At 70.2% G+C, this 24,917-nt stretch carries 23 protein-coding genes and 1 riboswitch; of the genes, 10 read left to right on the plus strand and 13 right to left on the minus strand.

Translation table 11 applies throughout. From position 1 onward, the window contains the following. Positions 1-81: 81 nt before the first annotated feature. Positions 82-1,248 (plus strand): acyltransferase, encoded by a 1,167-nt coding sequence (locus KVT44_RS34710; RefSeq protein WP_217571307.1) that lies wholly within the window; start codon positions 82-84, stop codon positions 1,246-1,248. 27 nt (positions 1,249-1,275) lie between these two features. Beyond that, on the plus strand, positions 1,276-1,776 hold the full coding sequence (locus tag KVT44_RS34715) for a metallophosphoesterase (RefSeq protein ID WP_190171101.1): 501 nt from the start codon (positions 1,276-1,278) through the stop codon (positions 1,774-1,776). A gap of 5 nt (positions 1,777-1,781) precedes the next feature. On the opposite strand, the gene KVT44_RS34720 is transcribed toward KVT44_RS34715, so the two are convergent. The 7 genes from KVT44_RS34720 to KVT44_RS34750 form a co-directional block, all read right to left on the minus strand. After that, positions 1,782-2,438 (minus strand): SRPBCC family protein, encoded by a 657-nt coding sequence (locus tag KVT44_RS34720; RefSeq protein WP_217571309.1) that lies wholly within the window; start codon positions 2,436-2,438, stop codon positions 1,782-1,784. Beyond that, the gene (locus KVT44_RS34725) at positions 2,422-3,582 is read right to left on the minus strand and encodes an XdhC family protein (protein ID WP_217571311.1); all 1,161 of its coding nucleotides are present in this window, start codon (positions 3,580-3,582) and stop codon (positions 2,422-2,424) included. Before KVT44_RS34725 ends, KVT44_RS34720 begins: the two co-directional genes overlap by 17 nt. 33 nt (positions 3,583-3,615) lie before the next feature. Then, the gene (locus KVT44_RS34730) at positions 3,616-4,761 is read right to left on the minus strand and encodes a VWA domain-containing protein (RefSeq protein ID WP_217571439.1); all 1,146 of its coding nucleotides are present in this window, start codon (positions 4,759-4,761) and stop codon (positions 3,616-3,618) included. A gap of 68 nt (positions 4,762-4,829) precedes the next feature. Then, complete coding sequence (locus KVT44_RS34735) at positions 4,830-5,714, minus strand: MoxR family ATPase (protein WP_254650302.1); 885 nt, start codon at positions 5,712-5,714, stop codon at positions 4,830-4,832. A gap of 5 nt (positions 5,715-5,719) precedes the next feature. Then, on the minus strand, positions 5,720-6,571 hold the full coding sequence (locus tag KVT44_RS34740; protein ID WP_190171103.1) for a xanthine dehydrogenase family protein subunit M: 852 nt from the start codon (positions 6,569-6,571) through the stop codon (positions 5,720-5,722). Then, positions 6,568-8,970 (minus strand): xanthine dehydrogenase family protein molybdopterin-binding subunit, encoded by a 2,403-nt coding sequence (locus KVT44_RS34745; RefSeq protein WP_099919046.1) that lies wholly within the window; start codon positions 8,968-8,970, stop codon positions 6,568-6,570. The genes KVT44_RS34740 and KVT44_RS34745 overlap by 4 nt, the downstream gene beginning before the upstream one ends. Then, the gene (locus KVT44_RS34750) at positions 8,967-9,437 is read right to left on the minus strand and encodes a (2Fe-2S)-binding protein (RefSeq protein WP_054236554.1); all 471 of its coding nucleotides are present in this window, start codon (positions 9,435-9,437) and stop codon (positions 8,967-8,969) included. The genes KVT44_RS34745 and KVT44_RS34750 overlap by 4 nt, the downstream gene beginning before the upstream one ends. Before the next feature lie 247 nt (positions 9,438-9,684). Between KVT44_RS34750 and KVT44_RS34755 the strand changes: the two genes are divergently transcribed. Together KVT44_RS34755 and KVT44_RS34760 are read left to right on the plus strand one after the other, a co-directional pair. Further along, the gene (locus KVT44_RS34755) at positions 9,685-11,670 is read left to right on the plus strand and encodes a translation factor GTPase family protein (protein ID WP_217571313.1); all 1,986 of its coding nucleotides are present in this window, start codon (positions 9,685-9,687) and stop codon (positions 11,668-11,670) included. 116 nt (positions 11,671-11,786) lie between these two features. Then, positions 11,787-13,655 carry a cellulase family glycosylhydrolase gene (locus tag KVT44_RS34760; RefSeq protein WP_254650303.1) on the plus strand — a complete coding sequence of 623 codons (1,869 nt, stop codon included), beginning with the start codon at positions 11,787-11,789 and terminating at the stop codon, positions 13,653-13,655. On the opposite strand, the gene KVT44_RS34765 is transcribed toward KVT44_RS34760, so the two are convergent. After that, on the minus strand, positions 13,648-14,916 hold the full coding sequence (locus tag KVT44_RS34765; protein WP_217571316.1) for a YncE family protein: 1,269 nt from the start codon (positions 14,914-14,916) through the stop codon (positions 13,648-13,650). The genes KVT44_RS34760 and KVT44_RS34765 overlap by 8 nt on opposite strands. A gap of 171 nt (positions 14,917-15,087) precedes the next feature. On the opposite strand from KVT44_RS34765, the gene KVT44_RS34770 reads away from it, so the two are divergent. The 3 genes from KVT44_RS34770 to KVT44_RS34780 all read left to right on the plus strand — a co-directional run bounded on the left by KVT44_RS34770 (position 15,088) and on the right by KVT44_RS34780 (position 17,983). After that, the gene (locus KVT44_RS34770; protein WP_099919042.1) at positions 15,088-15,759 is read left to right on the plus strand and encodes a TetR/AcrR family transcriptional regulator; all 672 of its coding nucleotides are present in this window, start codon (positions 15,088-15,090) and stop codon (positions 15,757-15,759) included. A 439-nt stretch (positions 15,760-16,198) separates the two neighbouring features. After that, a complete protein-coding gene (locus tag KVT44_RS34775) occupies positions 16,199-16,879 on the plus strand; it encodes an HAD family phosphatase (protein ID WP_217571318.1) in 681 nt (226 codons plus the stop codon). Positions 16,880-17,023: 144 nt separating this feature from the next. Next, a complete protein-coding gene (locus KVT44_RS34780) occupies positions 17,024-17,983 on the plus strand; it encodes a polyprenyl synthetase family protein (protein WP_254650304.1) in 960 nt (319 codons plus the stop codon). Here KVT44_RS34780 and KVT44_RS34785 read toward each other — a convergent pair. After that, entirely contained in the window at positions 17,970-18,317 is a 348-nt protein-coding gene (locus KVT44_RS34785; protein ID WP_217571320.1) for a hypothetical protein, read from the minus strand. The genes KVT44_RS34780 and KVT44_RS34785 overlap by 14 nt on opposite strands. Then, on the minus strand, positions 18,314-19,999 hold the full coding sequence (gene ctaD, locus KVT44_RS34790; protein ID WP_217571322.1) for a cytochrome c oxidase subunit I: 1,686 nt from the start codon (positions 19,997-19,999) through the stop codon (positions 18,314-18,316). The genes KVT44_RS34785 and ctaD overlap by 4 nt, the downstream gene beginning before the upstream one ends. 105 nt (positions 20,000-20,104) lie before the next feature. Here ctaD and KVT44_RS34795 point away from each other — a divergent pair, with 105 nt between their 5' ends. Together KVT44_RS34795 and KVT44_RS34800 are read left to right on the plus strand one after the other, a co-directional pair. After that, complete coding sequence (locus KVT44_RS34795; RefSeq protein ID WP_217571324.1) at positions 20,105-20,668, plus strand: RNA polymerase sigma factor; 564 nt, start codon at positions 20,105-20,107, stop codon at positions 20,666-20,668. Next, a complete protein-coding gene (locus KVT44_RS34800; RefSeq protein ID WP_099919037.1) occupies positions 20,661-21,647 on the plus strand; it encodes a CU044_5270 family protein in 987 nt (328 codons plus the stop codon). Before KVT44_RS34795 ends, KVT44_RS34800 begins: the two co-directional genes overlap by 8 nt. Before the next feature lie 115 nt (positions 21,648-21,762). On the opposite strand, the gene KVT44_RS34805 is transcribed toward KVT44_RS34800, so the two are convergent. Then, positions 21,763-22,614, minus strand: a complete 852-nt coding sequence (locus tag KVT44_RS34805; RefSeq protein ID WP_217571326.1) for a bifunctional 5,10-methylenetetrahydrofolate dehydrogenase/5,10-methenyltetrahydrofolate cyclohydrolase — start codon at positions 22,612-22,614, stop codon at positions 21,763-21,765. A gap of 23 nt (positions 22,615-22,637) precedes the next feature. Continuing rightward, positions 22,638-22,724: riboswitch (ZMP/ZTP riboswitch) on the minus strand. Between the two features lie 17 nt (positions 22,725-22,741). After that, positions 22,742-23,704, minus strand: a complete 963-nt coding sequence (locus KVT44_RS34810; protein ID WP_217571328.1) for a hypothetical protein — start codon at positions 23,702-23,704, stop codon at positions 22,742-22,744. A gap of 59 nt (positions 23,705-23,763) precedes the next feature. Here KVT44_RS34810 and KVT44_RS34815 point away from each other — a divergent pair, with 59 nt between their 5' ends. Further along, positions 23,764-24,393, plus strand: a complete 630-nt coding sequence (locus tag KVT44_RS34815; protein WP_254650305.1) for a MarR family winged helix-turn-helix transcriptional regulator — start codon at positions 23,764-23,766, stop codon at positions 24,391-24,393. A gap of 24 nt (positions 24,394-24,417) precedes the next feature. On the opposite strand, the gene KVT44_RS34820 is transcribed toward KVT44_RS34815, so the two are convergent. Further along, on the minus strand, positions 24,418-24,783 hold the full coding sequence (locus tag KVT44_RS34820) for a nuclear transport factor 2 family protein (protein ID WP_217571330.1): 366 nt from the start codon (positions 24,781-24,783) through the stop codon (positions 24,418-24,420). Positions 24,784-24,917: the final 134 nt, after the last annotated feature.

Here is a 24,917-nt window from a genome sequence, read left to right on the forward strand (position 1 = left end):
CAGCTCATCGACTCCGAGGCGTACAGGCCGATGATCGGACGGTAGTTGAACATCGGCCGGGGACGACACGTGAGAAAGAGTATGGGAACCCCACTCACCGTCTCTCCACCGCTGGAGCGGCCCGAAACGCGTGGTCGCGGCCAGGTGCTGGGCCTTGACGGGCTCCGCGGCCTGGCCGCGCTGTATGTGTTGCTCTTCCACTGCTGGCTTCTGACCATGCCGGGCTTTCCCGAGAACTCGGGTCCCGCCTGGCTGGGCTGGCTGATGTACGGGCGTCTCGCCGTGGTCTTCTTCCTGGTGCTGTCCGGTTTCTCCCTGGCCATCTCACCGGCGCGCAACGGTTGGCACCTGGGCGGCGTTTCCCGGTTCCTGCGGCGGCGCGCGTGGCGCATCCTGCCTCCCTACTGGGCGGCACTCGCGTTGAGCCTGGCGGTCGCCTGGTTCGTGGTGCCCGCCTCGCATTTCGGACCGCCGACCGGCGCATCGATTCTGGTGTACGGCTTCGTGGTCCAGGACGTATTCACGGCTCCCACGCCGAACGGGGCCTTCTGGTCGATCGGCGTGGAGGCGGAGCTCTATCTCGTCTTTCCGCTCCTCCTTCTCGTCCGACGGCGGCTGGGCGCGGTCGTCCTGGTCGCGAGCGTGACGCTCCTGGTGATCGCGCGTGGCCTGCTGGCGCCGAACGCGTCCCCGGTGGAAGGCGTGAACTGGCTGACCCCGAACCTCGCCCCCGTGTTCGTCGCGGGACTGGTGGGCGCGGGGATCGTCGTCGCGCCGGAGAAGGTCCGGCGGCTGCCGTGGCACTGGCTCGCCGCTCTGGCCGCCCTGCCGGTGGTGGCCCTTGTCGTCATCAAGGGGTCGGCGTGGACGGTGGACCACTATTTCTGGATCGATCTCGCCGTGGCGCCCGCCATGACCATGATGATCGCGGCGGTTGCCACCGGCAGGCCCGCCGTCCTCATGCGGCTCCTGGCCACGCGTCCCATGCGCGGCCTCGGCGACTTCTCCTACAGCCTCTACCTGGTCCACCTGCCGATCGTCATGATCGTCTGCCGGAAGATGGCCCCACATTTCGTATCGCCGGGGCTGCCCGCGTTCTGGTTCACGCTGACACTGGCACTGCCCGCCTCGGTGCTGGGAGCGTGGCTGTTCGCCAAGCTGTTCGAGCTGCCGTTCAAGCGGAACCGATCGTGGAAGTCCATGTTCTCGGCGGGGCGCGCGCTGCCACGACCGCACTCCTCGCGGTGAGACGACCGCGCTCCTAGGGTGGGTGCCGTGCGTCTGCTCCTGATGTCCGACACCCACCTGCCCAAGCGGGCCAAGGCACTGCCGCCGCAGCTGATGGCCGAACTCCCGCACGCCGACGTCGTCGTCCACGCGGGCGACTGGGTGGACACCGCCACCCTCGATCTGCTGGAGGAGCGGGCACACAGGCTCGTCGGGGTGTACGGCAACAACGACGGCCCGGCCCTGCGCGCCCGCCTCCCCGAGGTCGCCCGGGTCGACCTGGACGGTCTGCGCCTCGGCGTCGTCCATGAGACCGGTGCCGCCCAGGGCCGCGAACGGCGTTGCGCCGAGCGCTACCCCGACCTCGACGTCCTGGTCTTCGGACACAGCCACATCCCCTGGGACACCACCACCGGGACGGGCCTGCGCCTGCTCAACCCGGGCTCCCCGACCGATCGCCGCCGTCAGCCGCACCACACGTACATGACCGCGACCGTGACCGGAGGACAGCTGACCGAGGTGACCCTGCACCGCGTCGACCCCGGCTGAGGCACTCAGGCGTGCCGGTGCCGTCGTATGCGCACGAAGACCAGTACCACTACGGCGGTGGCCACCGCGACCGCCACGCGTTTGGCGACCGGAGGCCCGGCGGTCCGCAACAGGTCGATCGGCTCGACCGGTTGGGCCGGGTGGACCGGCTGCACCGCTTGGCCTGGTTGCGCAGGTTGGAGTGGTTCGACCGCCTCGGGTGGCTCGGTCCGTTCGGTCGGTTCCTCGAGGCGCCGCGCGAGACACTCCGCGAACAGCCCGACCAGCTTGTCGCCCACCTCCGCCATGACGCCGCGACCGAACTGCGCCGGACGCCCCGTGACGGTCAGATCGGTCCGCACCGACACCGCCGTGCCGCCGTCACGTTCGGCGAGCGTGCCCGTGACCGTGGCCCGTGCCGTGCCCTGGCCGCGGGTCTCCTTGCCGTTCGCGATCAGTACCATCCGGTGCGCGGACTCGTCCTGTTCCTCGAAGACGGCGGTGCCCCGGTACGTCACCGTGATGGGCCCCACCTTGACCTTCACCGAACCGGTCACGGTCTTGCCGTCGTAGTCGTCCACCGTCGCGCCCGGCATGCACGGGGCGATCCGTTCGACGTCGAGGAGCGCCCGCCAGGCGTCGTCGACGGGAACGGGGACGGTGAACTCATGATGCAGTTCCATGCTGCTCTCCTCCAGGCGTGTCGACGGGTCCGGCAGGCGCAACGACGGGACCGGGATGGATCGCCCCGCCCGTCGCCGTCAGTGGCGCCCCGCTGCCGCCCCACCGCAGTGCGACGATCTCCGCGGCGACGGACACGGCCACCTCCTCCGGCGTACGGGCACCGAGGTCGAGCCCGACCGGCGAGCGCAGCCGGGACAGTTCGCCCTGCGACAGACCGGCGTCGATGAGCCGTTTCCTGCGGTCGTCGTGGGTGCGACGGCTGCCCATCGCCCCGATGTACGCGGCCGGGCGGCGCAGTGCCTCCTCCAGCAGGGGCACGTCGAACTTCGGGTCGTGGGTCAGGACGCAGATCACCGTGCGCGCGTCGGTCGTCGTACCCCGCAGATAGCGGTGCGGCCAGTCCACGACGACCTCCACACCCGCCGGGAACCGTTTCGCAGTGGCGAAGACCGGGCGGGCGTCGCACACCGTGACCCGGTAGCCGAGGAAGTCCCCGATGCGGGCCACCGCCGCCGCGTAGTCGATCGCGCCGAAGACCAGCATGCGCGGGGGCGGCGCGAAGGAATGGAGGAAGACGGTCACGGCGTCCTCGCGGCGCTCGCCGTGCGGCCCGTAGTGCCGCCGGATCGTGGCGCCCTGGGCCAGTTCACCGCGGGCGTCGGCGGTGACGGCCACGTCCAGACCCGTGGAGCCCAGCGAACCGGCCACCTCGTCCGGCCACACCGCGAGCGTGGCCCCGAGCGGCGCCGGTCCCTCGATCACCGTCGCCACCGTCACGGGCCGGCCGGCGGACACCGAGTCGGCCACCGCGGCGAACGAGGGGTCCTCGGCGGGCGTCACCCGGCGGATGAGCAGGGTGATCTCGCCGCCGCAGGTGAGTCCCACGGCGAACGCGTCCTCGTCGCTGTACCCGAAGGTCTCCAGGCGGGCCTCGCCGGACGCCACCACCTCCTGGGCCAGCTCGAAGACCGCCCCCTCGACACAGCCGCCGGACACACTGCCCACGACCTCGTCGCCGGGCCCCACGGCCATGGCGGCCCCCGGGTCCCGGGGCGCGCTGCGGCTGACCGTGACCACCGTGGCGAGCCCGAAGGGGGAGCCCGCCGCGTACCACCGCTCCAGCGCCGGGAGGATCTCACGCATCGCTCACTCCGCTCACCACAGGGTGCGTTCCACTCAAGAGTCCGCTCCTCTCACCGCCGCCGCCAGCCGCTCCAGCGCGGCCGGACTGTGTCCCTCGACGAACGCGTCCACGCTCGGCAGCGCCGCGGCCATCCCACCGGCCAGGGGCGCGTACCCGGGTCGGGCCTTGCGCGGATTCGCCCAGATCACCCGGTGCGCGAGCCGGTGCAGGCGGCGCATCTGCTCCGCGAGCAGGGCCGGATCGCCACGCTCCCACCCGTCGGACAGCACGACGACCACCGCGCCGCGCGCCATGCCCCGCCGCCCCCACCGGTCCAGGAAGCCGCGCAGCATCTCACCCAACCGGGTGCCGCCACGCCAGTCCGGAACCGCCGCCGCGAGCGCGGCCATCGCCGTGTCGGGATCCCGGTGCGCCAGTTCACGGGTCACCCGGGTCAGCCGGGTACCGATCGTGAAGACCTCCGTGCGGGTGCCCCGTGCGGCCCCGCCGGTGCGGGGGCCGTGGAGGGCCGCGTGCGCGAAACGCAGCAGCGCGTCCGCGTACGGCCCCATCGAGCCGCTCACGTCCACGAGCAGCACCACCCGGCGCGGCCGGTCCGCTCGCGCCCGGTGCCGCAGCCGCGCCGGCTCCCCGCCGCCGCGCAGCAACTCCCGTACCGTGCGCCGCGGATCGACGGCGCCCCGCCGGGCCGGATGCCGCCGCGCGGTGCGCCGGGCCTCGCCGCGCAGGGTGAACGCGGCCCGCAGCCGCCGCAGTTGGTCGCGCTCGGCGGCGGTCAGCTCGGCGAAGTCCCGGTGGCGCAGTACGTCGGTGGAGTCGGCCAGCACGGCCACGGGTACGGCGTCCTCGGCCCGCGCCGCCGGGCGGGGCACCGTACCGGCGGCGCGCAGCACCGTCCGGGTCCGCGGCGGGGGAGCGGACCTGGCCGGGGCGCCGCCGGGCCGGCCGCCGAAGTACGCCGCGAAGACCCGCTCGTAGCGCTCCAGGTCGTCCTGGCTCCCGCACAGGGTGAGACGGCCCGCCCAGTACACGTCCGAGCGCGCACCGGGATCGAGCATGTCGAGCGCGCCCAGGAAGGCCTGCACGCGGTCGGGCGAGGCGTCGACGCCCGCGGCGCGCAACGCGCGGGCGAACCCGACGACCACGGCGGACGCGTCGACGGCGCGCGCTTGTCCCACCTCGTCCCCGCCGTCTCCGCCCTCCCCGCGGCTCCGGCCGTCTCCGCCGTCCCGGCCGTTCACGCTGCTCACGTCTCCCGTGCCGCGAGGATCGCCGCCAGATCCAGTCCCCGTGCCCGCTCGGCGTCCTCCCGGTACTTCAGCACCGAGCCCAGGGTCGCCACCGCCAGCTCCGCGTCCACCTCGCTCGCCCCCAGCGCGTCCAGGGCCTCCGCCCAGTCGATGGTCTCCGCGACCCCGGGCGGCTTGACCAGGTCCTCGGCGCGCAGGGCCTGCGCGAGTGCGGTCACCTGCTCGGCCAGCCGCTCCGTGACCCGCGGCAACCGCCTTCGTACGATGGCGAGTTCACGGGCGAACCCGGGATGGTCGAACCAGTGGTAGAGGCACCTTCGCTTCAGCGCGTCGTGCACTTCGCGCGTCCGGTTCGAGGTCAGCACCACGACGGGCGGCAGCTGCGCCCGCAGGGTGCCCAGTTCCGGAATGGTGATCGTGTACTCGGACAGCAGCTCCAGCAGGAACGCCTCGAACTCGTCGTCCGCGCGGTCGATCTCGTCGACCAGCAGCACCGACGGCTGGGTCTCCAGCGCCCGCAGCAGCGGACGCGTGACGAGGAACCGCCGGTCGTACAGCTCCCCTTCGAGCCGGTCGGCGTCCGTCACGCCCGCCGCCTCGGCCGCCCGCAGGTGCAGCAGCTGACGCGGGAAGTCCCAGTCGTACAGGGCCTGGGAGGCGTCGATGCCCTCGTAGCACTGGAGCCGGATCAGCGGGGCGTCCATCGCCTCGGCCAGGGCGGACGCGAGCGCGGTCTTGCCCACGCCCGCGTCGCCCTCGCAGAACAGCGGCCGGTGCAGCCGCAGCGCCAGGAAGCAGGCCACGGCCAGCCCGTCGTCGACGAGATACCCCGTCTTCTCCAGGCGGGCCCGCACCTCCGCCGGACCGCTCACCTCGGGCATGGGTGCTACTCCAGGGCGGCCAGCACCGCGCGTCGGGTGAGCACCCGGGCCAGGTGCGCGCGGTACTCGGGTGAGCCCGAGGGATCGGACGAGGGGTGCGTGCCCTCCGCCGCCGCCTCGGCGGCCCGTGCCACCGCGCCCGGTTCGGCGTCGGCGCCGGTGAGCGCCGCCTCGGTGGACGTGGCCCGCAGGGGCGTGGAGCCCATGTTGGTGAGCCCGATCCGGGACTCGGCGAGGTGTCCGTCGTCCCGCCGGACGAGCGCCGCCACGCCGACCACCGCCCAGGCCTGCGCGACCCGCTGGAACTTCTCGTAGTGGAAGCCCCAGCCCTCGGTCGACGGGATCTCCACCCCCACCAGCAGTTCGTCCGGGCGCAGCGCGGTCTGCAGATAGTCGACGAAGAACTCGCGGGCCGGGATCGCGCGCCGCCCCTCCGGTCCCACCGCGATCAGGGTCGCGTCGAGCGCGAGGACCACGGCGGGCAGGTCACCGGCCGGATCGGCGTGTGCGAGCGAACCGCCGAGGGTGCCGCGATGGCGTACGGCGGGATCGGCGACCGTGGCGGTGGCCGCAGCCAGGAGTCCGGCGTGCCGGCGCACCAGCGGATCGCGGATGACGTCGTGGTGCGAGGTCATCGCGCCGATGACCAGCGTCCCGGCGTCCTCGCGGATCCCGCGCAGCTCCGGGATCCGGCCGACGTCGATGACCAGTTCGGGGAAGGCGAGCCGCAGCCGGAGCAGGGGCAGCAGGCTCTGCCCGCCGGCCAGCACCTTCGCGTCCTCGCCCGCGTCCGCGAGGATGCGCACGGCCTCGTCGACGCTCGCGGGCCGCGTGTAGTCGAATGCGGGGGGAATCATGCCGACGCCTCCTCACCGGAGCGGGCGGAACCGTCGGCCGCCCGAGCGGACCGAAGGGCTTCCCAGACCCGCTGTGGCGTGCAGGGCATCCTCACCTCGGTCACTCCGAGAGGGCGCAGCGCGTCCACGATCGCGTTGACGACGGCGGGCGTGGAGGCGATGGTCCCCGACTCCCCGACTCCCTTGGAACCCAGGGGATTCGATGTCGCCGGTGTTTCCGTCCGGTCCGTCACGAACTCGGGCAGGTCGGCCGCCGAGGGCACGAGGTAATCGGCCATCGTGCCCGAGACGAGGTTGCCCTCGTCGTCGTACACGGCCTCCTCGTACAGCGCCTGCGCGATGCCCTGCGCGACCCCGCCGTGCACCTGACCCTCGACGATCATCGGGTTGATGACGCTGCCGACGTCGTCGACGCAGACGTACGAGCGGATGGTGGTCCGTCCGGTCTCGGTGTCGACCTCGACGGCGCACAGGTGGGTGCCGTGCGGGTAGGAGAAGTTGTCCGGGTCGACCAGGTGCTCGGCGTTGATGGTGGGCTCCATGCCGTCGGGCAGGTCGTGCGAGGAGAACGTCTCGAACGCGACCTCCTGGATGGTCTTGCGCGCCTCGGGCGAGCCCTTCACGGAGAACACGCCGTGCGTGAACTCCAGGTCGTGCTCGCTCGCCTCCAGCAGGTGCGCGGCCACCTTCCGCGCCTTCTCCACCACCTTGCGCGCCGCGTGGTGCACCGCGGCCCCGCCCACGACGAGCGAGCGGGAGCCGTAGGTGTCCATGCCCTGGGGCGCCGCCCTGGTGTCGCCGTGCACCACCTCGATGTCCTCGAAGGGCACCCCGAGCACATCGGCGGCGATCTGGCTCCAGCAGGTCACATGGCCCTGCCCGTGCGGGCTGGTGCCGGTGACCACCTCGACCTTGCCGGTGGGCAGCATGCGGATGCTCGCCGCCTCCCAGCCACCGGCCGCGTACCGCAGGTCACGCAGCACCCGGCTGGGGGCGAGCCCGCACATCTCGGTGTACGTGGACACGCCGATGCCCAGGCGTACCAGGTCGCCGCGCCGGTTGCGGTCCGCCTGCTCGGCGCGCAGCTTGTCGTATCCGAAGAGGGCGAGCGCCTTGTCCGTGGCGGCCTCGTAGTTGCCGCTGTCGTAGGTCAGACCCGCGATGGACGTGTACGGGAACTCCTCGTGCCTGATCCAGTTCAGCCGCCTCAACTCGATGGGATCCAGGTCGAGTTCGACGGCCAGCTCGTCCATGATCCGTTCGATCGCGTACGTCGCCTCGGGGCGCCCCGCGCCGCGGTAGGCGTCGGTCGGCGTCCTGGTCGTGAAGACGCCGGTGCACGTGAAGTCGTACGCGTCCATCTTGTAGATCGCCGGGTACATGAAGGCGCCCAGGATCGGGATGCCCGGGGTGACGAGCATCAGATAGGCGCCCATGTCGGCGAGGAGGTCGACCTTGAGGCCGAGCAGCCTGCCCTCGTTCGTGGCGGCGATCTCGATGTCCTGGATCATGCCGCGGCCGTGGTGCGTCGCGAGGTAGCCCTCGGAGCGCGACTCGGTCCACTTCACGGGCCGTCCGAGCCGCCGGGCGACGGCCAGGGCGAGGGCCTCCTCGCCGTACACCTGGAGCTTGGAGCCGAAGCCGCCGCCGACGTCGGGGGCGATCACGCGCAGCTTCTGCTCGGGGATGCCGGTGACGACGGCGAGCATGATCCGCAGGATGTGCGGGATCTGCGTGGCCGAGTAGACGGTGTACTCGCCGGAGGCGGCGAGCGGGGTGACCACGACGGCGCGCGGCTCCATCGCGTTGGGGATCAGGCGCTGCTGGACGTAGCGGCGCTTCAGGACGACGTCCGCGCGCTCCCGCACGGCCCCGTAGTCCGCACCGGTCGCCAGCGGCCAGACGTAGCAGCGGTTGGTGCCCTTGTCGGAGTGGACCAGTGGGGCGTCCTCGGCGAGGGCGGCCTCCAGGTCGAGCACCGGGGGCAGGGGTGTGTAGTCGACCTCGACTGCCTCCAGGGCGTCGGCGGCCGCGTACCGGTCGCGGGCCACGACGACGGCCACCGGGTCTCCCGCGTACCGGACCTCGTCGACCGCGATCGGCGGGTGGTCGGGCAGCACGATGTCCTCGGTGACCGGCCAGGCGCAGGGGAGTGAGCCGAGGCCCTCGGCGAGGTCCTGGCCGGTGAACGCGGCGACCACGCCGGGGCGCTCGCGGGCGGGTGCGACGTCGATCCGGTCGATCCGGGCGTGTGCCATGGGGCTGCGCAGGATGGCCAGGTGGAGCAGTCCGTTGACGTTGATGTTGTCGGTCCAGTTGGTCTGCCCGGTGACCAGACGGGCGTCCTCCTTGCGTGGCCGGGAGCGACCGACCTCGGGTTCGACGATCTGGTCCGTCACGGCGAGACCTCCTGTCGGGAGGCGGCGAGGACCGCGCGCACGATGTTCTGGTAGCCGGTGCACCGGCAGAGGTTGCCCTCCAGGGCCTCCCGTACCTCCTGAGGGCCCGGGGCCGGGTTCTCGCGCAGCAGATCGCGGGCCGCCATGATCATCCCGGGGGTGCAGTAGCCGCACTGGAGCGCGTGCCGCTCGTGGAACGCCTTCTGGAGCGCGTGCCACTCCCCGTCGTGCGCCAGCCCCTGGATGGTGGTCACTTCGCTCCCGTCCGCCTGGACGGCCAGGACCGAGCAGCTCTTGACGGTCTCCCCGTCCAGGTCGACCGTGCAGGCCCCGCAGTTCGACGTGTCGCAGCCGATCGGGGTGCCGGTGAGACCCAGGTGGTCGCGCAGATAGTGGACCAGGAGAAGGCGGGGTTCGACCTCGTCCTCGTACGTGGTGCCGTCCACCTTCACCGAAATGCGGGTCATGTGCCCTCCCGGAGAGCCAGGTGAGGGGTATCAGCCATTTTACGTGGTGTGCGTCACTCTAGGGCCGGGCGGGGAAGGCGGCGAGTGCTGCGGCGGGGATTTGTTGAGCGTTAATCCGTTGCTGCCGGGCGAGGTCGCCTGCTGCACTGAGAGGGAAGCGTCCACCAAGATCAGGGAGCAGCGATGCGCACACCGTTCATGTCCACCCAGGAAGGAATCACTCCCACTCCAAAGGACATGACACCCGGTGCATATGCTCAACCTGGGAATCCTGGCGCACGTAGACGCCGGTAAGACAAGCCTGACCGAGCGGCTGCTGCACTCGGTCGGAGTCATCGACGAGATCGGCAGCGTCGACGACGGGAACACCCAGACCGACTCCCTCGCGCTGGAGCGGCAGCGCGGTATCACGATCAAGTCCGCCGTGGTCTCCTTCGCGGTCGACGACGTGACCGTCAATCTGATCGACACCCCGGGACACCCGGACTTCATCGCCGAGGTGGAGCGCGTGCTGAGCGTGCTCGACGGCGCCGTGCTGGTGATCTCCGCCGTGGAGGGTGTCCAGGCGCAGACCCGTGTGCTGATGCGGACGCTCCGGCGGCTGCGCATTCCCACGCTCGTCTTCGTCAACAAGATCGACCGCGGCGGGGCGTGCTGCGAGCGCGTGCTCGACGCCGTCGCGGCGCGGCTCACCCCGGCGATCGTCCCCCTGGGCGAGGTCCGGGCGCAGGGCACGCGGGACGCCCGCTTCGGCCTGTTCGACGAGGCGCGGCTCGGCGCCCCGTTGCTCGACCTGCTCTCCGAGCACGACGACGCGCTGCTCGCCGCGTACGTCGAGGGCCGGGTGTCGTACGACCTCATCCGCGCCGCTCTGGTGCGGCAGACCGGGCAGGCCCTGGTACATCCGGTGTTCTTCGGCTCGGCCGTGACGGGCGCGGGGGTGGACGAACTGATCGCGGGGATCAGGGAGTTGCTGCCGCGCGCCGAGGCCGATGTCGACGGCCCGGTCTCGGGCAGCGTCTTCAAGGTCGAGCGCGGGCCCGCCGGGGAGAAGATCGCGTACGCCCGGATGTTCTCCGGGACGCTGCGGACGCGCGACCGGCTGCCTCTGGGCGACGGCGCGGAGGGCAGGGTCACCGCGATCAGTGTCTTCGACCGGGGTGCGGCGGTGCGCGAGCAGTCCGTGGCGGCGGGGCGGATCGGCAAGCTCTGGGGCCTCGCGGACATCCGGATCGGCGACACCATCGGCGTACCGCGGAAGTCGTCGGCCGGCGAGCACCACTTCTCGCCCCCGACCCTCGAAACCGTCGTCGAGCCCTGCCGTCCGGCCGACAAGGGCGCACTGCACGGCGCCCTCACCCAATTGGCCGAGCAGGACCCCCTGATCGATCTGCGCCAGGACGAGACGCGCAAGGAGATCTCCGTCTCGCTCTACGGAGAGGTGCAGAAAGAGGTCATCCAGGCGACTCTGGCCGATGAGTTCGGCATCGACGTCCTGTTCCGCGAGACGACACCCCTGTGCATCGAGCGGCCCCTCGGCAGCGGCGCGGCGGTCGAGTTCATCAAGAAGGGCCCCAATCCCTTTCTCGCGACCGTCGGCCTGCGCGTCGATCCGGCCCCGGTCGGCTCCGGGGTGGAATTCCGGCTGGAGGTCGAGCTCGGAGCGATGCCGTACGCGTTCTTCAAGGCGGTCGAGGACACCGTGAAGGAGACGCTCGCGCAGGGAATCCACGGCTGGCAGGTGGCGGACTGCACGGTCAGCATGACCCACTCCGGCTATTGGCCCCGGCAGAGCCACGCCCACCAGGGCTTCGACAAGAGCATGTCCAGCACGGGCGCCGACTTCCGGGGCCTGACTCCCCTGGTGGTGATGGACGCGCTGCGGGCGGCGGGCACCCAGGTGTACGAGCCAATGCACCGCTTCAGGCTGGAGGCCCCGGCGGACACGCTGGGCGCGGTGCTGCCGGTGCTGGCGAAACAGGGAGCCGTCGCGGGGACCACCGAGCTGCGGGGCGCTTCGTGCGTGCTGGAGGGCCGGATCCCGGTCGCCCGGGTCCATGGGCTGGAGCGGCAGCTCCCGGGGCTGACCCGCGGCGAGGGTGAGCTGGAATGCGCCTTCGACCACTACGCACCGGTTCTGCGGGGCGCGGTCCCCGACCGCCCGCGCACCGACCTCAACCCGTTGGACCGGAAGGAGTACCTGCTGAACGTGACGCGGCGGGTCGGCGCCTGAGTCCGCACGCGGCGACTCGTCTCCCCAAAAGAGCTCCAGAAGATCTTCAGAACATGAAACTTACTCTGGAGTCAGAAGTATTGACGCCTTCTTGCGCACCCGCGAATGTTGTGGACATGTCGAAGTTACGTGCGCGTCTGCTCGGCGTCCTCGTGCTCCTCACCGGCTTCCTCTCGGCGGTGGGCGCCCAGCCCGCCGCCGCGGACGGACTCCCCGACTCCCTGTGGTTCGACGCGCCGGCGGCGGCCACCCTCACGGTCGACAAGGGCCGCTTCCTCGACGGACTCGGCCGCGAGGTCGTCCTGCGCGGCTACAACGTCTCCGGCGAGACGAAACTCGAAGAGAACAGCGGTCTGCCCTTCGCCTCGGTCGCCGACGCCAAGAAGTCCGCGACGGCCCTGCGGGCCCTCGGCGGCGGCAACTCCGTGCGGTTCCTGCTCTCCTGGGCCCACGCCGAACCCGTACGCGGCCAGGTCGACTCCGCCTACCTCGCCGCCGTCACCGACCAGATACGCGCCTTCCTCGACGCCGGAATCCGCGTGTATCCCGACTTCCACCAGGACCTCTACTCCCGCTACCTCTTCAACTCGGGCAGCTGGTACACCGGCGACGGAGCCCCCAAGTGGGCCGTGGACGCCGGAAACTACCCGAGCGAGTCCTGCGGGATCTGCATCTTCTGGGGGCAGAACATCACCCAGAACGGGGCCGTGAAGCAGGCGCAGTACGACTTCTGGCACAACGCGTACGGCGTCCAGGACGCCTTCCTCGTCACGGCCCAGGCCACCATGACCTACGTCAGACAGCACCTCACCACGGCCCAGTTCGCGGGCCTCGTCGGCTTCGACCCGTTCAACGAGCCGTACGCGGGCACCTATGACTCCGGGCAGACCAGCCGCACCTGGGAGCGGGACCTGCTCTGGCCGTTCTATGTGAAGTTCCGGGCCAGGATGGACGCGGCCGGCTGGCAGGACAAGCCCGCCTTCGTCGAAGCCAACCTTTTCTGGAACTCCAACATCGACTCCCAGAAGCAGGAGGGCGGCCTGCTCGACGCGGGCACCCTGGGCCCGCGCTATGTCTTCAACACCCACTTCTACGACCAGAAGGCCATCTCGGGCATCCTCATGTGGGGCAATGCCGCGGACGGCCAGTACGCCACCGACTTCGGGACGGTCCGCGACCGCGCCTCGGCCGCGGGGACGACGGCGATCGTCAGCGAGTTCGGCCATCCGCTGTCGGGAACGGTCTCCGGCAAGGCCCCCACGGTCGACAAGGCGATGTACCAGGCCCTCGACTCCCGCCTGCCGGGCGCCACTTGGTGGACCAAACCGGCGTCCTCCGGCCCGGTGCTCTCCGGCAACCAGTGGCAGTGGGACATCTACAACGGCCGCCATCACGAGCTGATGAACGGCAACGCGAGCAAGGTCCTCACCTCCGGCGACGCCTGGAACGACGAGGACCTCTCGGCCGTACGCCTCGACGACTCCGGCGCGGCCGTCCTGCGCCAGGACGCCCGCCTGCTCGACCGGCTCTATCCGAGCGCGACCTCGGGCAGCACGGTCGCCTTCACCTACGAGGACCGCTCCCGGGACGGCTCCACCACCCTGACCTGGAACCCGGTTCCGTCGTCCCTGCCGCACGTCTCCCAGCTGGTGGGATCGGGCCAGTACGGGCTGCTCCTGTGGCGCTCGGGCGGCGGCAGCGCTCCCACCGAACTCCATCTCCCGGCGTCCTTCCCGACCGCGTCCACGACGGTGGTCTCCGACCTCGGGGCGACGATCTCCCCGCCCGCCTACACCACGACCACTCCGATCGCCGTGGCCCCCGAGCCGGGCGGTACCGGCAGTCGCCGACTGCTGCTCACCGCACCGGACTCGGGGACCCTGCACTACGCGCTGGTCACGAACGGGGCGACGGCCCCGTCCGCCGATCTGCTGAGCGCGGCCCGTTCCGAACTGAGCTCATGGGCCGCGTCGACGGTCAACTAGTCGAAGGACCGGTCCAGTTCGCCTCCACGTGGCCGAGGCGAACACGCTGGGGGTGGTCGCCGACCGGCACCGACACCGTCTTCTGCCCTGTGGCGAAGTCGATGGCGGTGACCTGGTCGGCGCCGCTCTCGGAGACGATGCAGTCCTTGCCGTCACCGCTGACGGTCGCCCAGTACGGCTTCGAGGCGGTGACGAGCGGGCCCTCCTGGAGGGTGGCCCGGTCGACGACGGTCGCATAGTCGTCCATCGTTCCGGCGACGCACAGTTTGGTGCCGGACGGGTTCATCGAAATGCCGTGGTGGCGCGAGTCGTTGACCCAGGTGGTGCGGTCGGTGCTGGTCGCGGGGTTCATCGGCAGGGTCTTCACCCGGGTGATCCGGTCGGAGGCCACGTCGTACTCCAGGAAGCCGTTGAAGAACGACACCTGGAAGTACAGCTTGGACTCGTCGGGGCTGAAGACGGCGGGCCGGACCGCGTCGGAGAAGTTCGTGAGACCGATCGCGTCCAGCCGCTGGCGCATGTCGATCACCTTGACCTGCTTGTAGGTGGTCGCGTCGACGACGGTGATGTGCCGGTCGCCCTTCGTCCAGTCCAGCCACGGGTCGTCGAGTGCGGTGTTCACGTCGCCGATGGCCATGTTCCAGATGTACTTGCCGTCCCGCGTGAAGATGTTCTCGTGCGGCTTGTCGCCGGTGGCGAAGGAGCCCAGCTGCTTGCCCGTGTTGATGTCGAGCACGTGCACGGTGTTCGCGGTCGAGGCGGAGACCGCGACGCGAGTGCCGTCGGGGGAGACGGCCATGTGGTCGGATCGGTAACCGGCCACGGGGAAGCGCCAGTTGATGTTCCCGGTCGCCAGGTCGATCGAGACGACATCGGCGAAGCTCGGGCGGGAGACGACCACCGACTTGCCGTCGGGCGTGGAGTACATGTCGTCGACGAACTGGTCGTGGCCCTCGCCGACACCGTTGCGGATGGCCTGGAAGTAGATCCACTTGATCGGATCGGCGTTGATCTCCGCCATCCGCGCGTCCTTGTCCGGGACGACGTTGATCCGGCCGACCTTCGCGAAGTCACCGGTGGACTTGATGACGTCCGCGGTGCCGTCCCAGTTGTTGCCCACGAACATCACTTCACGCAGGTCGGTCGCGGCGGCCTGGGCGGTGGCCTGCGCGGAGGCCGCGGTCGCCGTACCGCCGAGGGTGAAGGTGAGGGCGACGGCGGCGGCGAGCGTACAGAGGTGTCTGGGTCTGAGGGCAGACATGGTGGTCCCTTGTCTAGGCGGGGGGTGCGGGTACCGAAAAGTCTGAACACGACAGCGTTCAGAGTGGACTTACTGGAAAGTAAGGAAGGGTCGGCGTTCTCCACAAGGGTTCGTGCACGACAAAATCATCGGAGGGACGAACGGTTCGTCCCTCAGGTGAGGGAGGAACGCGTGGCGGGCAGGATCAAACAGCCGACCGGCCGTTACGGAGGCAGGACCGCCGCGGAACGGCAGGCCGAGCGACGCTCGCGCTTTCTGGACGCCGCGCTCCAACTCTTCGGAGACAGCCCGGGGTTCAGATCCACGACCATCGCGGCGCTGAGCGAGGCCGCGGGACTGTCGACGCGTCAGTTCTACGAGGAGTTCCGCACCCTCGAGGACGTGCTGGCCGCCCTCCACCTCCAGGTCAACGACTGGGCCGAGCAGGCGGCTCTGGCCGCCCTCGCCGACGCCCAGGACCTGCCGCTCACCGAGCGCGCCACCGCGATCTTCCGCGCCTACGCCGCGAACGTGACGGCGGACCCGCGCCGCATCCGCATCACCTTCGTCGAGATCATCGGCGTCAGCCCGCGCCTGGAGGAGCAGCGGCTCGCCCGCCGGGCACGCTGGGTCGACTTCATCTGCGCCGAGGCGACCGCGGCCGCCGACCGCGGCGAGGCGGTGCCCCGCGACTACCGGATCGCCGCCACCGCCTTCATCGGCAGCGTCAACGGCCTTCTGCACGACTGGCGCGCCGGTTGGGTGGCGGCCACGCTCGACGAGGTGGTCGAGGAACTGGTCCGTCAGCTGTTGGGGATCCTGCGACCGGCGGGGTGGAACCCGCACGGGCCCGGAACCCCGTGACGTGGCCTCACCGTGGGTGCCGTGCCGTGCCGTGCCGGACCGGACCGGCCGCCGGTCGAGGTGTCCTCGAACCCGGCGGTGAATCCCTGGGGATCCGCCACCGGGTTCGGGACCCGCGCGCCGCTCCCCGTCCCCACGGGTCCGGCGCAGTGGGGCCGCCTCCGCGCGAGGATGCCCCTGCCGGCAGCCCACGACCGGGGGAAGCCGTGGGCTTGCTCGGCCCGAGGGCCCAGAGGCGGAGCTGTGAACACGGTCGCTCCCTGGGCGCCGCCCATCCTGTCCGACCGGGACCCGCCGCGTCGTCGTGCGCGTGCCGAACATCGCGCTACTCGGAATGCAGGAGATGAGCTCAGCCATGTCCTCCGGAGGTAGGACGGACGCGGGGGAGGGCCCCCACGGTCGTCGGCCCGCGGGCGGGGCCTGCTGGCATGATCAGGGCGTGATCGGTGAACCTGCTCGGCCCGGAGCCAAGAAGTATGTCCTGTTCGATGTCGATGGCACGTTGATCGATGCCGTGGACAACCAGCGCCGGGTCTGGAGGGTGTGGGCGGAGCGATACGGACTCGACCCCGATGAGGTCCACCAAGTGGCCTTGCGGACGAGGCCGATGGAGACCTTCGCGCAGGTCGTTCCGGACCGTGACCCGCAGGAGTGCCTGGCCACACTGCATGAACTCGAGGACGAGGACGTCCGGTCCGGCGTGTACGCGGCCTTCGACGGTGCGTCCGAGCTGCTGGACGCTCTGCCGCCGGAGGCCTGGGCGCTGGTGACGTCGAACTACGAGCACCGGGTGCGCGGCCGCTTCGCCCGGACCGGCCTGCCGGTCCCGAGGATCATCGTGGATGCCGCCTCCGTCGAGGAAGGAAAACCCTCGCCCGCCCCTTATCTACTGGCCGCCAAGCGGCTCGGTGCCCAGCCGAGGGACTGTCTGGTCATCGAGGACGCACCCTCCGGCGTGCAGTCCGGACTGCGTGCCGGGATGACGGTGTGGGGGGTCAACGCACCCGCCGCGGTGGACGGGGTGCACCGTCACTTCGGGAGCCTGCGCGAAGCGGTCCGCGACATCCTCGCCGTCACACCCTGGTCCCAAGCCGAGACCACACCATCGCCGAACCAATGAAGAACTAGCGCAAAAGCCGTGGCTGAAAGTCGCTCTGGTTGCCCTTCAGCCGGAGTGATCGAATCGGTGCTCGATTCAATCTCGGTGGTGAGGGGTCTCCACGTGCGTTCCATGTCCTACTTGGATCTTCATCGTCGGTTTTCGATGGACATCGACGCGGAGATGGAAGCCACGCTGGAAAGACTCTCCCCTCAGGCCGGCGCGGTGCGGGCCGCGGTCGCGGAACTCGTGCGGAACCGCGAGTTCACGTACCCGCTCTCGGTGCTGCCGCTGATCGTGCATGCCGTGGAGACGGGCGCGCCCGAACCGGCCGTGCCGCTGGCCGTCGTGCATGAATTGTGGTGGATCTCGGCGTGCCATCTCGACGACCTGGCCGACGGGCAGAGCGCCCACCTCGCCGGTGACCTCGGCGGAGCTGAGGCGCTGCTCGCCGCGCTCGTCAGTGGGGCTCCACTCCCTCTGCTCGTCGTCCAGTCGCAGGCCGTCCCGGAATCGGTGCGCGGCGCCCTGTCGGCCGAGATCGTGAAGTGCTGGATCGTCGCGACCGAGGGCCAGTTGAGTGACCTGCGCGGAGACGCGGCGACGGCCACGCGCGACTCGGTGGTCACGGCCTACCGAGGGAAGTCCGGCGGCCCCTTCAGCATGGTCACCGCAATGGCCGCCGAATTGGCGGGTGTCGAGAAGGAGAGAGTGGAGCTCTGGCGGGATTTCGGTGATGTATTCGGCATCCTGTGGCAGATGTTCAACGACCAGGAAGACATCCTGTCCGGCCGCAACGAGGACCTTCTGAACGGCACGGTGACGTATCTCCTGGCATGTGCCCTCGACACGTCCGCGTCCCGCCCCACCGAGCGCATCCTGAGACTGCACGCCGACGCGAGGAATTCCCGTGACGCCCGAGCGGAACTCATCGACACCCTTCTGACACCGGTCGTTCTTGGTCGCTACGAGGACGACATCAACGAGTTCCGCGGCGAAGCGCACCGCATTCTGGACGAACTGGGTGGCGACGAGCCTTACTTGTCGGTGATGCGGAATCTGGTGGACGAATCGTCCAGGATGCTTCTGCGTGCCGGCCTCGCTCGCGAGGTCACCGTCGGCTGACCGCATCGACGGTCACCAGGGCGAAAGCGGCACCGAGGAGGAACACCGCGCAAAGGCGCCGACGCAGTGCGCGGTACCTCGCCTCGTACTCGGCGCGCAGTTCCCGGCCGCGCCGTGCCGTCCGTTCCCAGGAGCGGCGGGTGAGGGCCAGGTAGGTGTCCGCGAAGCGTTCTTCCACCTCTTCGCGTTGGGTGTCCGTCAGGCAGGCCAGGGAATGGGTGAGACGAGCCGCTTCCGACCGCCCCTCGGCCTTGGTGGCCTCGATGAGTAGATGGCCCTCCAGTTCGTCGATGAGAGCCCGCGGGGTCGGCGGTCGATCGTCCATGGTCGTCATCGCAGTTCCTTCCGGGGCGTCTCCAGGCGCGCGGCCGCGGCCGTGACCTCCGGGTGGTGCAGGTCGAAGGCCGGGGACTCGCTGCGGACGCGCGGCAGGGTGAGGAAGTTGTGGCGAGGCGGGGGACAGGAGGTCGCCCACTCCAGAGAGCGGCCGTAACCCCACGGGTCGTCGACCTCGACCTTCTCGCCGTACTTGGCGGTCTTCCAGACGTTGTAGAAGAACGGCAGGAGGGAACTGCCGAGGAGGAAGGAGAAGATGCTCGAGACGGTGTTGAGGGTGGTCAGGCCCTCCACCGCCAGATAGTCGGGGATACGGCGCTGCATTCCGTTCGCACCCAGCCAGTGCTGCACCAGGAACGTGCCGTGGAAGCCCACGAACAGCGTCCAGAAGGTGATCTTTCCGAGGCGCTCGTCGAGCATCTTGCCGGTGAACTTCGGCCACCAGAAGTGGAATCCGGAGAACATCGCGAACACGACCGTACCGAAGATCACGTAGTGGAAGTGCGCCACCACGAAGTACGAGTCCGAGACGTGGAAGTCCATCGGCGGCGAGGCCAGGATGACACCGGTCAGACCACCGAAGGTGAAGGTGATCAGGAAGCCGACCGCCCAGAGCATCGGGGTCTCGAAACTCAAGGACCCCTTCCACATCGTTCCGATCCAGTTGAAGAACTTCACGCCTGTCGGTACGGCGATGAGGAATGTCATGAAGGAGAAGAACGGGAGCAGTACGCCACCGGTGACGTACATGTGGTGCGCCCACACGGTCACGGACAGACCGGCGATGGAGATCGTCGCGGCGATCAGGCCCATGTAGCCGAACATCGGCTTGCGGGAGAACACCGGGATGACTTCGGAGATGATGCCGAAGAACGGCAGGGCGATGATGTACACCTCCGGATGGCCGAAGAACCAGAAGAGGTGTTGCCAGAGCAGGGCACCGCCGTTCGCCGCGTCGAAGACGTGGGCACCGAACTTGCGGTCCGCCTCCAGCGCGAACAGGGCGGCGGCCAGTACGGGGAAGGCCAGCAGCACCAGAACACCCGTGAGCAGCACGTTCCACACGAAGATCGGCATGCGGAACATCGTCATGCCGGGAGCGCGCATGCAGATGATGGTCGTGATGAAGTTGACCGCACCGAGGATCGTGCCGAAGCCGGAGAGCGCCAGACCCATGATCCACATGTCGGCGCCGACACCGGGCGAGCGGACCGCGTCCGACAGCGGGCTGTAGGCGAACCAGCCGAAGTCGGCCGCTCCTTGAGGCGTCATGAACCCGCCCACGGCAATCAGCGAGCCGAGGAGATAGAGCCAGTACGCCAGCATGTTCAGCCGCGGGAACGCCACGTCGGGCGCGCCGATCTGCAGCGGCATGATCCAGTTCGCGAAACCGGCGAACAACGGCGTCGCGAACATCAGCAGCATGATCGTGCCGTGCATCGTGAATGCCTGGTTGAACTGCTCGTTCGACATGATCTGAAGCCCCGGCCGGGCGAGTTCGGCGCGCATCAGCAACGCCATCACCCCGCCGACGCAGAAGAAGCCGAACGCCGTGACCAGATACAGCGTGCCGATCGTCTTGTGATCCGTGGTGGTCAGCCACTTCACCGCGGCGAGTCCAGGACGCCGCGCACGCGCGGGAAGGGCTGCGGGCGGCGTCGTCACTGTGGTGCTTTCCATGCCCCGCCTGTGTCCGCCGCCGGCCCCACCGTCACACTTGAACGAAGCGACGAGCGTCACACCCGTACCTGTGACGATCGCGCACCTGCCGGACACCTACGGATTATGAGCAACGACGAGACCTTCGCCGCTGCCTATCGCGAGCACTACTGGGCGGTCAGCCGCTACGTGGCGAGGCGACTGGACGGCCGGAACAGTGATGTCGAGGAGGTGGTGGCGGAGGTCTTCACCGTCGCCTGGCGGCGCCGGTCCGACCTCCCGCCGTCCCCGCTTCCCTGGCTGTACGGGGTGGCACGCCACTGCCTGGCCAACGCCGTACGCGGCTACGGGCGCCGCCGCAGGCTCCTCGACCGGATCGGCAACGACGAGAGCGCGCACGGCAGACAGGTCGTCGACAGCCCCGACTCCGCGTCGCCGGGCGACTGGGTGCACGAGGCGCTGGCCCGGCTCTCCCCGGCCGACCAAGAGGTACTGCGCCTGACCGCCTGGGAGGAACTCGGCGTCGACGAGGTCGCCGTCGCCCTCGGCTGTGGCACCCGCGCCGCGGCCATGCGCCTGCACCGAGCCCGCCGCCGGCTCAGAGCCGAGATCGACCGCATGCACATCACCGTGGCCGGCGGTACTGCTTCGCCCCGCCGCGACACCCCGAAGGAGCACGGCCATGGCTGACGAACTCGACATCCTGCGCCGCGCCAACCCGGTGCCGGCCACCGACCCCCGCTTCCACGACCGCCCCCTCGACCAGCACGCGCAGCGCCGCCTCAACCAACTGCTGCACGGCGAACGGCACCGCACGAGCCCCCGTCCGCTGCGCCGCTGGGTCTGGAGCGTCGGAACCGCGGCCGCCGTCGGTGTCGTCGTCCTGACGCTCACCCTGTCGGGATCGACCACCACCCCGGCCGTGGCGGCACCCCGCCCGCTGATCGTCGAGGCGGGCTCCGCCCCCGTACCCCTGGACCGGCTCGCCGACCGAGTGGCCGCGTCCGCGGGCTCGCAGCGGCTCGTCCAGGGCACCCACGTACAGACCTGGAGCATGGGCCTGACCTCCGGACCGGGGGCCCGGCCGCCGATCACCCTCCCCGAAGAACGCGTGGTCCGCTGGAAGGCCGACGGCAGCCACACGGAACTCGTCGTGGCGACCGACCCCCGTCATCCGGGCAGGCCGGTCGTCACCGACGCCGACCCCGTCCCCCGCACGGTCGAGGACGGGCACGTCCTCAGCCGGCGGACCTACCCGCCGAGCTGGAGCGACGCCCCGCCGGTGGCCCGGCCGCCGCACGACGCCGAGCGGCTGCGTGCCTACCTCGATGAGATCGACCGCATCGAGGCCATGGGTACATCCGAACTTCTCGACGCCGTCGCCGAGTTGCTGAACAACTGGACGCTGGGCGCCCGTGAGGACGCCGCGCTCGTCCGCGTCCTCGCCGACGCGAAGGGGCTGCGCCCGGCCGGAGCGGTCACCGACCGGCTGGGCAGGCAGGGACAGGCGTACGTGTACGACGACACCGCGCACTCCGTGCGCCGGATGCTGGTCCTCGACCCGAGGAGCGGCGCCGTACTCGGGATCGAGGACACCGTCACCAAGGACGATCCCGAGTACGGCGTCAAGGCGGGGGATGTGATGTCGTACAGCGCGTGGATGCGTTGAGCGGACCGAAGTCCTGTGAGCGAACCCGAAACGCTGTAGCCGAACCCGAAACCCTGTAGCCGAATCCGAAACGCTGTGGCCGAACCCGAGACGCTGTGGCCGAACCCGAGACGCTTTACCGGAGGCTGAGTTGGCGCTCGGCCCCGGTCACGGTCTGCTCCAGCAGGACCGCGATCGTCATCGGGCCGACACCGCCCGGCACCGGCGTGATCAACCGTGCCCGCTCGCGGGCGGTGTCGAAGTCGACGTCGCCGACGTTCCCGAGGTTGTAGCCCGCGTCGATCACGACGGCTCCCGGCTTGATGTCCTCACCGCGAATCAGCCGGGGCCGGCCCACGGCGGCCACCACGATGTCCGCCTCGCGGACGACCGAGGAGAGACCGGTCGTCCGCGAGTGGCAGTAGGTCACCGTCGCGTCGCGGCCGAGCAGCAGCATCCCGACCGGCTTGCCGAGGATCGCGCTGCGCCCCACCACGACGGCGCGCCGGCCCGCCGGGTCGACGTCGTACTCGTCGAGGAGCCGCATGATGCCGCCGGGGGTGCAGGACACGAAGCCCGGCAGCCCGAAGCTCATCGCCGAGTACGAGCTGAGCGTCACCCCGTCGACGTCCTTCTCCGGCGCGATGGCCTCGAACGCCGCCCGCTCGTCGATGTGCGGTCCGACGGGGTGCTGGAGCAGGATGCCGTGCACGGTCGGGTCGCCCGACAGCGCCTTCAGCGTGTCGACCAGCTCGGCGGTGGTGGTGTCGGCGGGCAGGGCGACGTGCCGGGACTCGATGCCGGCCTTGCGGCTGCGGTTCTGCTTCATCCGGACGTAGGTGACCGAGGCGGGATCCTCGCCGACCAGCACCGTCGCGAGACACGGTGCCATCCCCGTGCGCCCGGTGAGTGCGGCCGCGCGCTTCGCGGTCTCCTCGACGATGCGGCGCGCGAGACCCGCGCCGTCCATGAGCTGGGCCTGGGACATGAGCTACTCCTGAGCGTCGCTGACACAATCGCCCAGGCGCGCGGCAAAGACCCGTTCGTCAGGCCGCTCCCCGGTGGTACTCCACCTCAGCGCCAGTCACGGCCCGCGACCAGGGTAGCTCGTACGATCAGCTGCCCGACTCGGCGGGAGCGGGCGGCGCCGTCGGGTCGACCCCGGCCAGGAACCCCCTGGCCTGTGCCTCGGTGGTCACGGCGCCGATGGCCCCGGCCCAGCGGGCGATCTCGCGGACCAGCGGGACGGCCCCGGCCTCGTCGCCCGCGTCGCGTGCCAGCACCGCCAGGAGCAGCTGCTGCGAGAGGGTGCCGGGGACGGTCCCGGCCCGGGCGCCGAGCTCGGTCGCCCTGCTCCAGCGCTCCCGTGCCCGTGCGTGGTCACCGTGATCGTGGTCGTGATCGCCGAGGTGCCGCAGCGCTTCACGGACGAGCAGATCGTCACCGCAGGCGCGTGAGCCGCCTGCTTCACCCGTTGCACCTGCTTCACCCGTTCCACCTGCCGCACCCGCTTCACCGGCGCGCAGCGCGGCTTCGTAGTGGCCGGGCGCGATGTCCCGCTCGGCGAAGAGATTGTCGGCGACGAGGCCCAGATACATCTCGGCCCAGCCCCGGCGCACGTCGTCCGGGGCCTGGCCGCGGAGCCGCTCGGCGTGCGTGCGGAGGGCGGCCGGCGCGTCCGGGTCCTTCCCGTCGGGTCCGAAACGGAAGGCACCGTCGACGCGCACCTGCCCGAGGTAGTCGTGGCGCAGCCGGAGGAAGTCCAGATCCCAGCGGATGTCGGAGTGCGCCTCATCGGCGGGTTTCCCGTCGAGGCTCGCGATGAGGACCTCGACGAATTCCTCGGCGGCGGCGAGCCGTGGCTCCGCCAGGGCGGTCCCGCCGAACCAGTCGCTCTCCAGGGCGACTTCGGCGGCGGCCAGGGCGAGGCGGGCACGGGACCTCGGACCGGTCGCCTCGGTCGAGTCGAGCAGGCGCGTAGCGCGCTCCCAGCGGCCGCCGATCCTCAACTCCCTTGCAGCGGCGATGAGTTCGTCGAGCGGTACGGCCGTACGAAGGGTACTTGCGGTGTTCGTCATGGCAGGAAAAGTAGTAATCAGAAAAACTATCCACAAGAAAACTACCTACGGAGTGGCGCATGGAAGATGTGAAGGCGGGAGATGCGATGGCGGGAGATGTGAAGGCGGAAGAGGCGAAGTCCGCGCGGGGGCAGACGTCGGCGGCGGACTCGGTCGACCGGCACGTCGCGGTCTGGGCGAAGGAACTCGACTGGATGGACCCGGTCAAGGAGGAGATCTTCGTCCGGCTCGCGATCCTGGCCCGGCACGCGGCCCAGGCCCGCCGGGACGTGCTCGACTCCGACGGGCTGCGGCACTGGCAGTTCAAGGTGCTGCTGATGCTGCGCAGACTCGGCCCGCCCTACGCGGCGAGCCCCTCGCAGCTCGCCGACATGCTCGGGCTGACCCGCGGCGCCCTGTCGGCGCGGCTGGGTCCGCTGGAGGAGGAGGGGCTGATCGCCCGTACCCACCACACGGCCGACCGGCGTCGCGTGGAGGTACGGATCACCGACGCCGGATACGCCGCGTTCGAACAGCACGCGGTGTCGGAGGACCGGGGTGAGAACGCGCTGCTCGCAGTACTGACCCCAGCAGAGAAGCGGACGCTCGCAGACCTGCTGCGGAAACTGGTCGTGGCAGCCGAGGCCGCTGCGAGCGCGAGCGACCCATCTCGGCCTTCGCCGAGAAGGTCCAGGTCAGGCGAGAGTTGATCTGGACCTTCGGCCAGTTCCTTCCTACTCGTCCCATGCCTGGAGCAGCGTGTGTTCGACGATCTTGCCGTCCCTCAGCGAGACCATCGAGCTGGCGAATACCCGCACGCCGTCCGGGTACTGGCAGGACTCGGTGAACGCGACGTGGTCGCCCTGGACGACACACTCTTCCAACTTGTGGGTCATGTCGCGGCTGTAGACGTCGTTGAGCATTTCGGCGATCTCGCCGCGACCGTGTTTGATCATCGGGTGACTTGGCTGGGTGTTGCGGTCGACGATGGTCATTTCCGCGTCGTCCGCGTAGAGCGACAGGAGATCCGCCGCATTGTGTCCTTCTATGCCCCGGCGTAGCGCTTCGGTGTCGAAGGCGGGGCCTGCCATGGTGCCCATGTCGACCTCCTTGGAAGGCCGCGGTCCGCTAAGGAAGGGACCGCGAAGGGCCTCTCTACCGAGACTCCTCCGCCCCATGGCCCACGGCAAGCCCAGCCGGTGCGATGCGCCTCTCGGGTGAGGAGCGGGGGACG

The sequence above is a fragment of the Streptomyces sp. GbtcB7 genome (genome assembly GCF_019091445.1).
GTDB lineage: Bacteria > Actinomycetota > Actinomycetes > Streptomycetales > Streptomycetaceae > Streptomyces > Streptomyces mirabilis.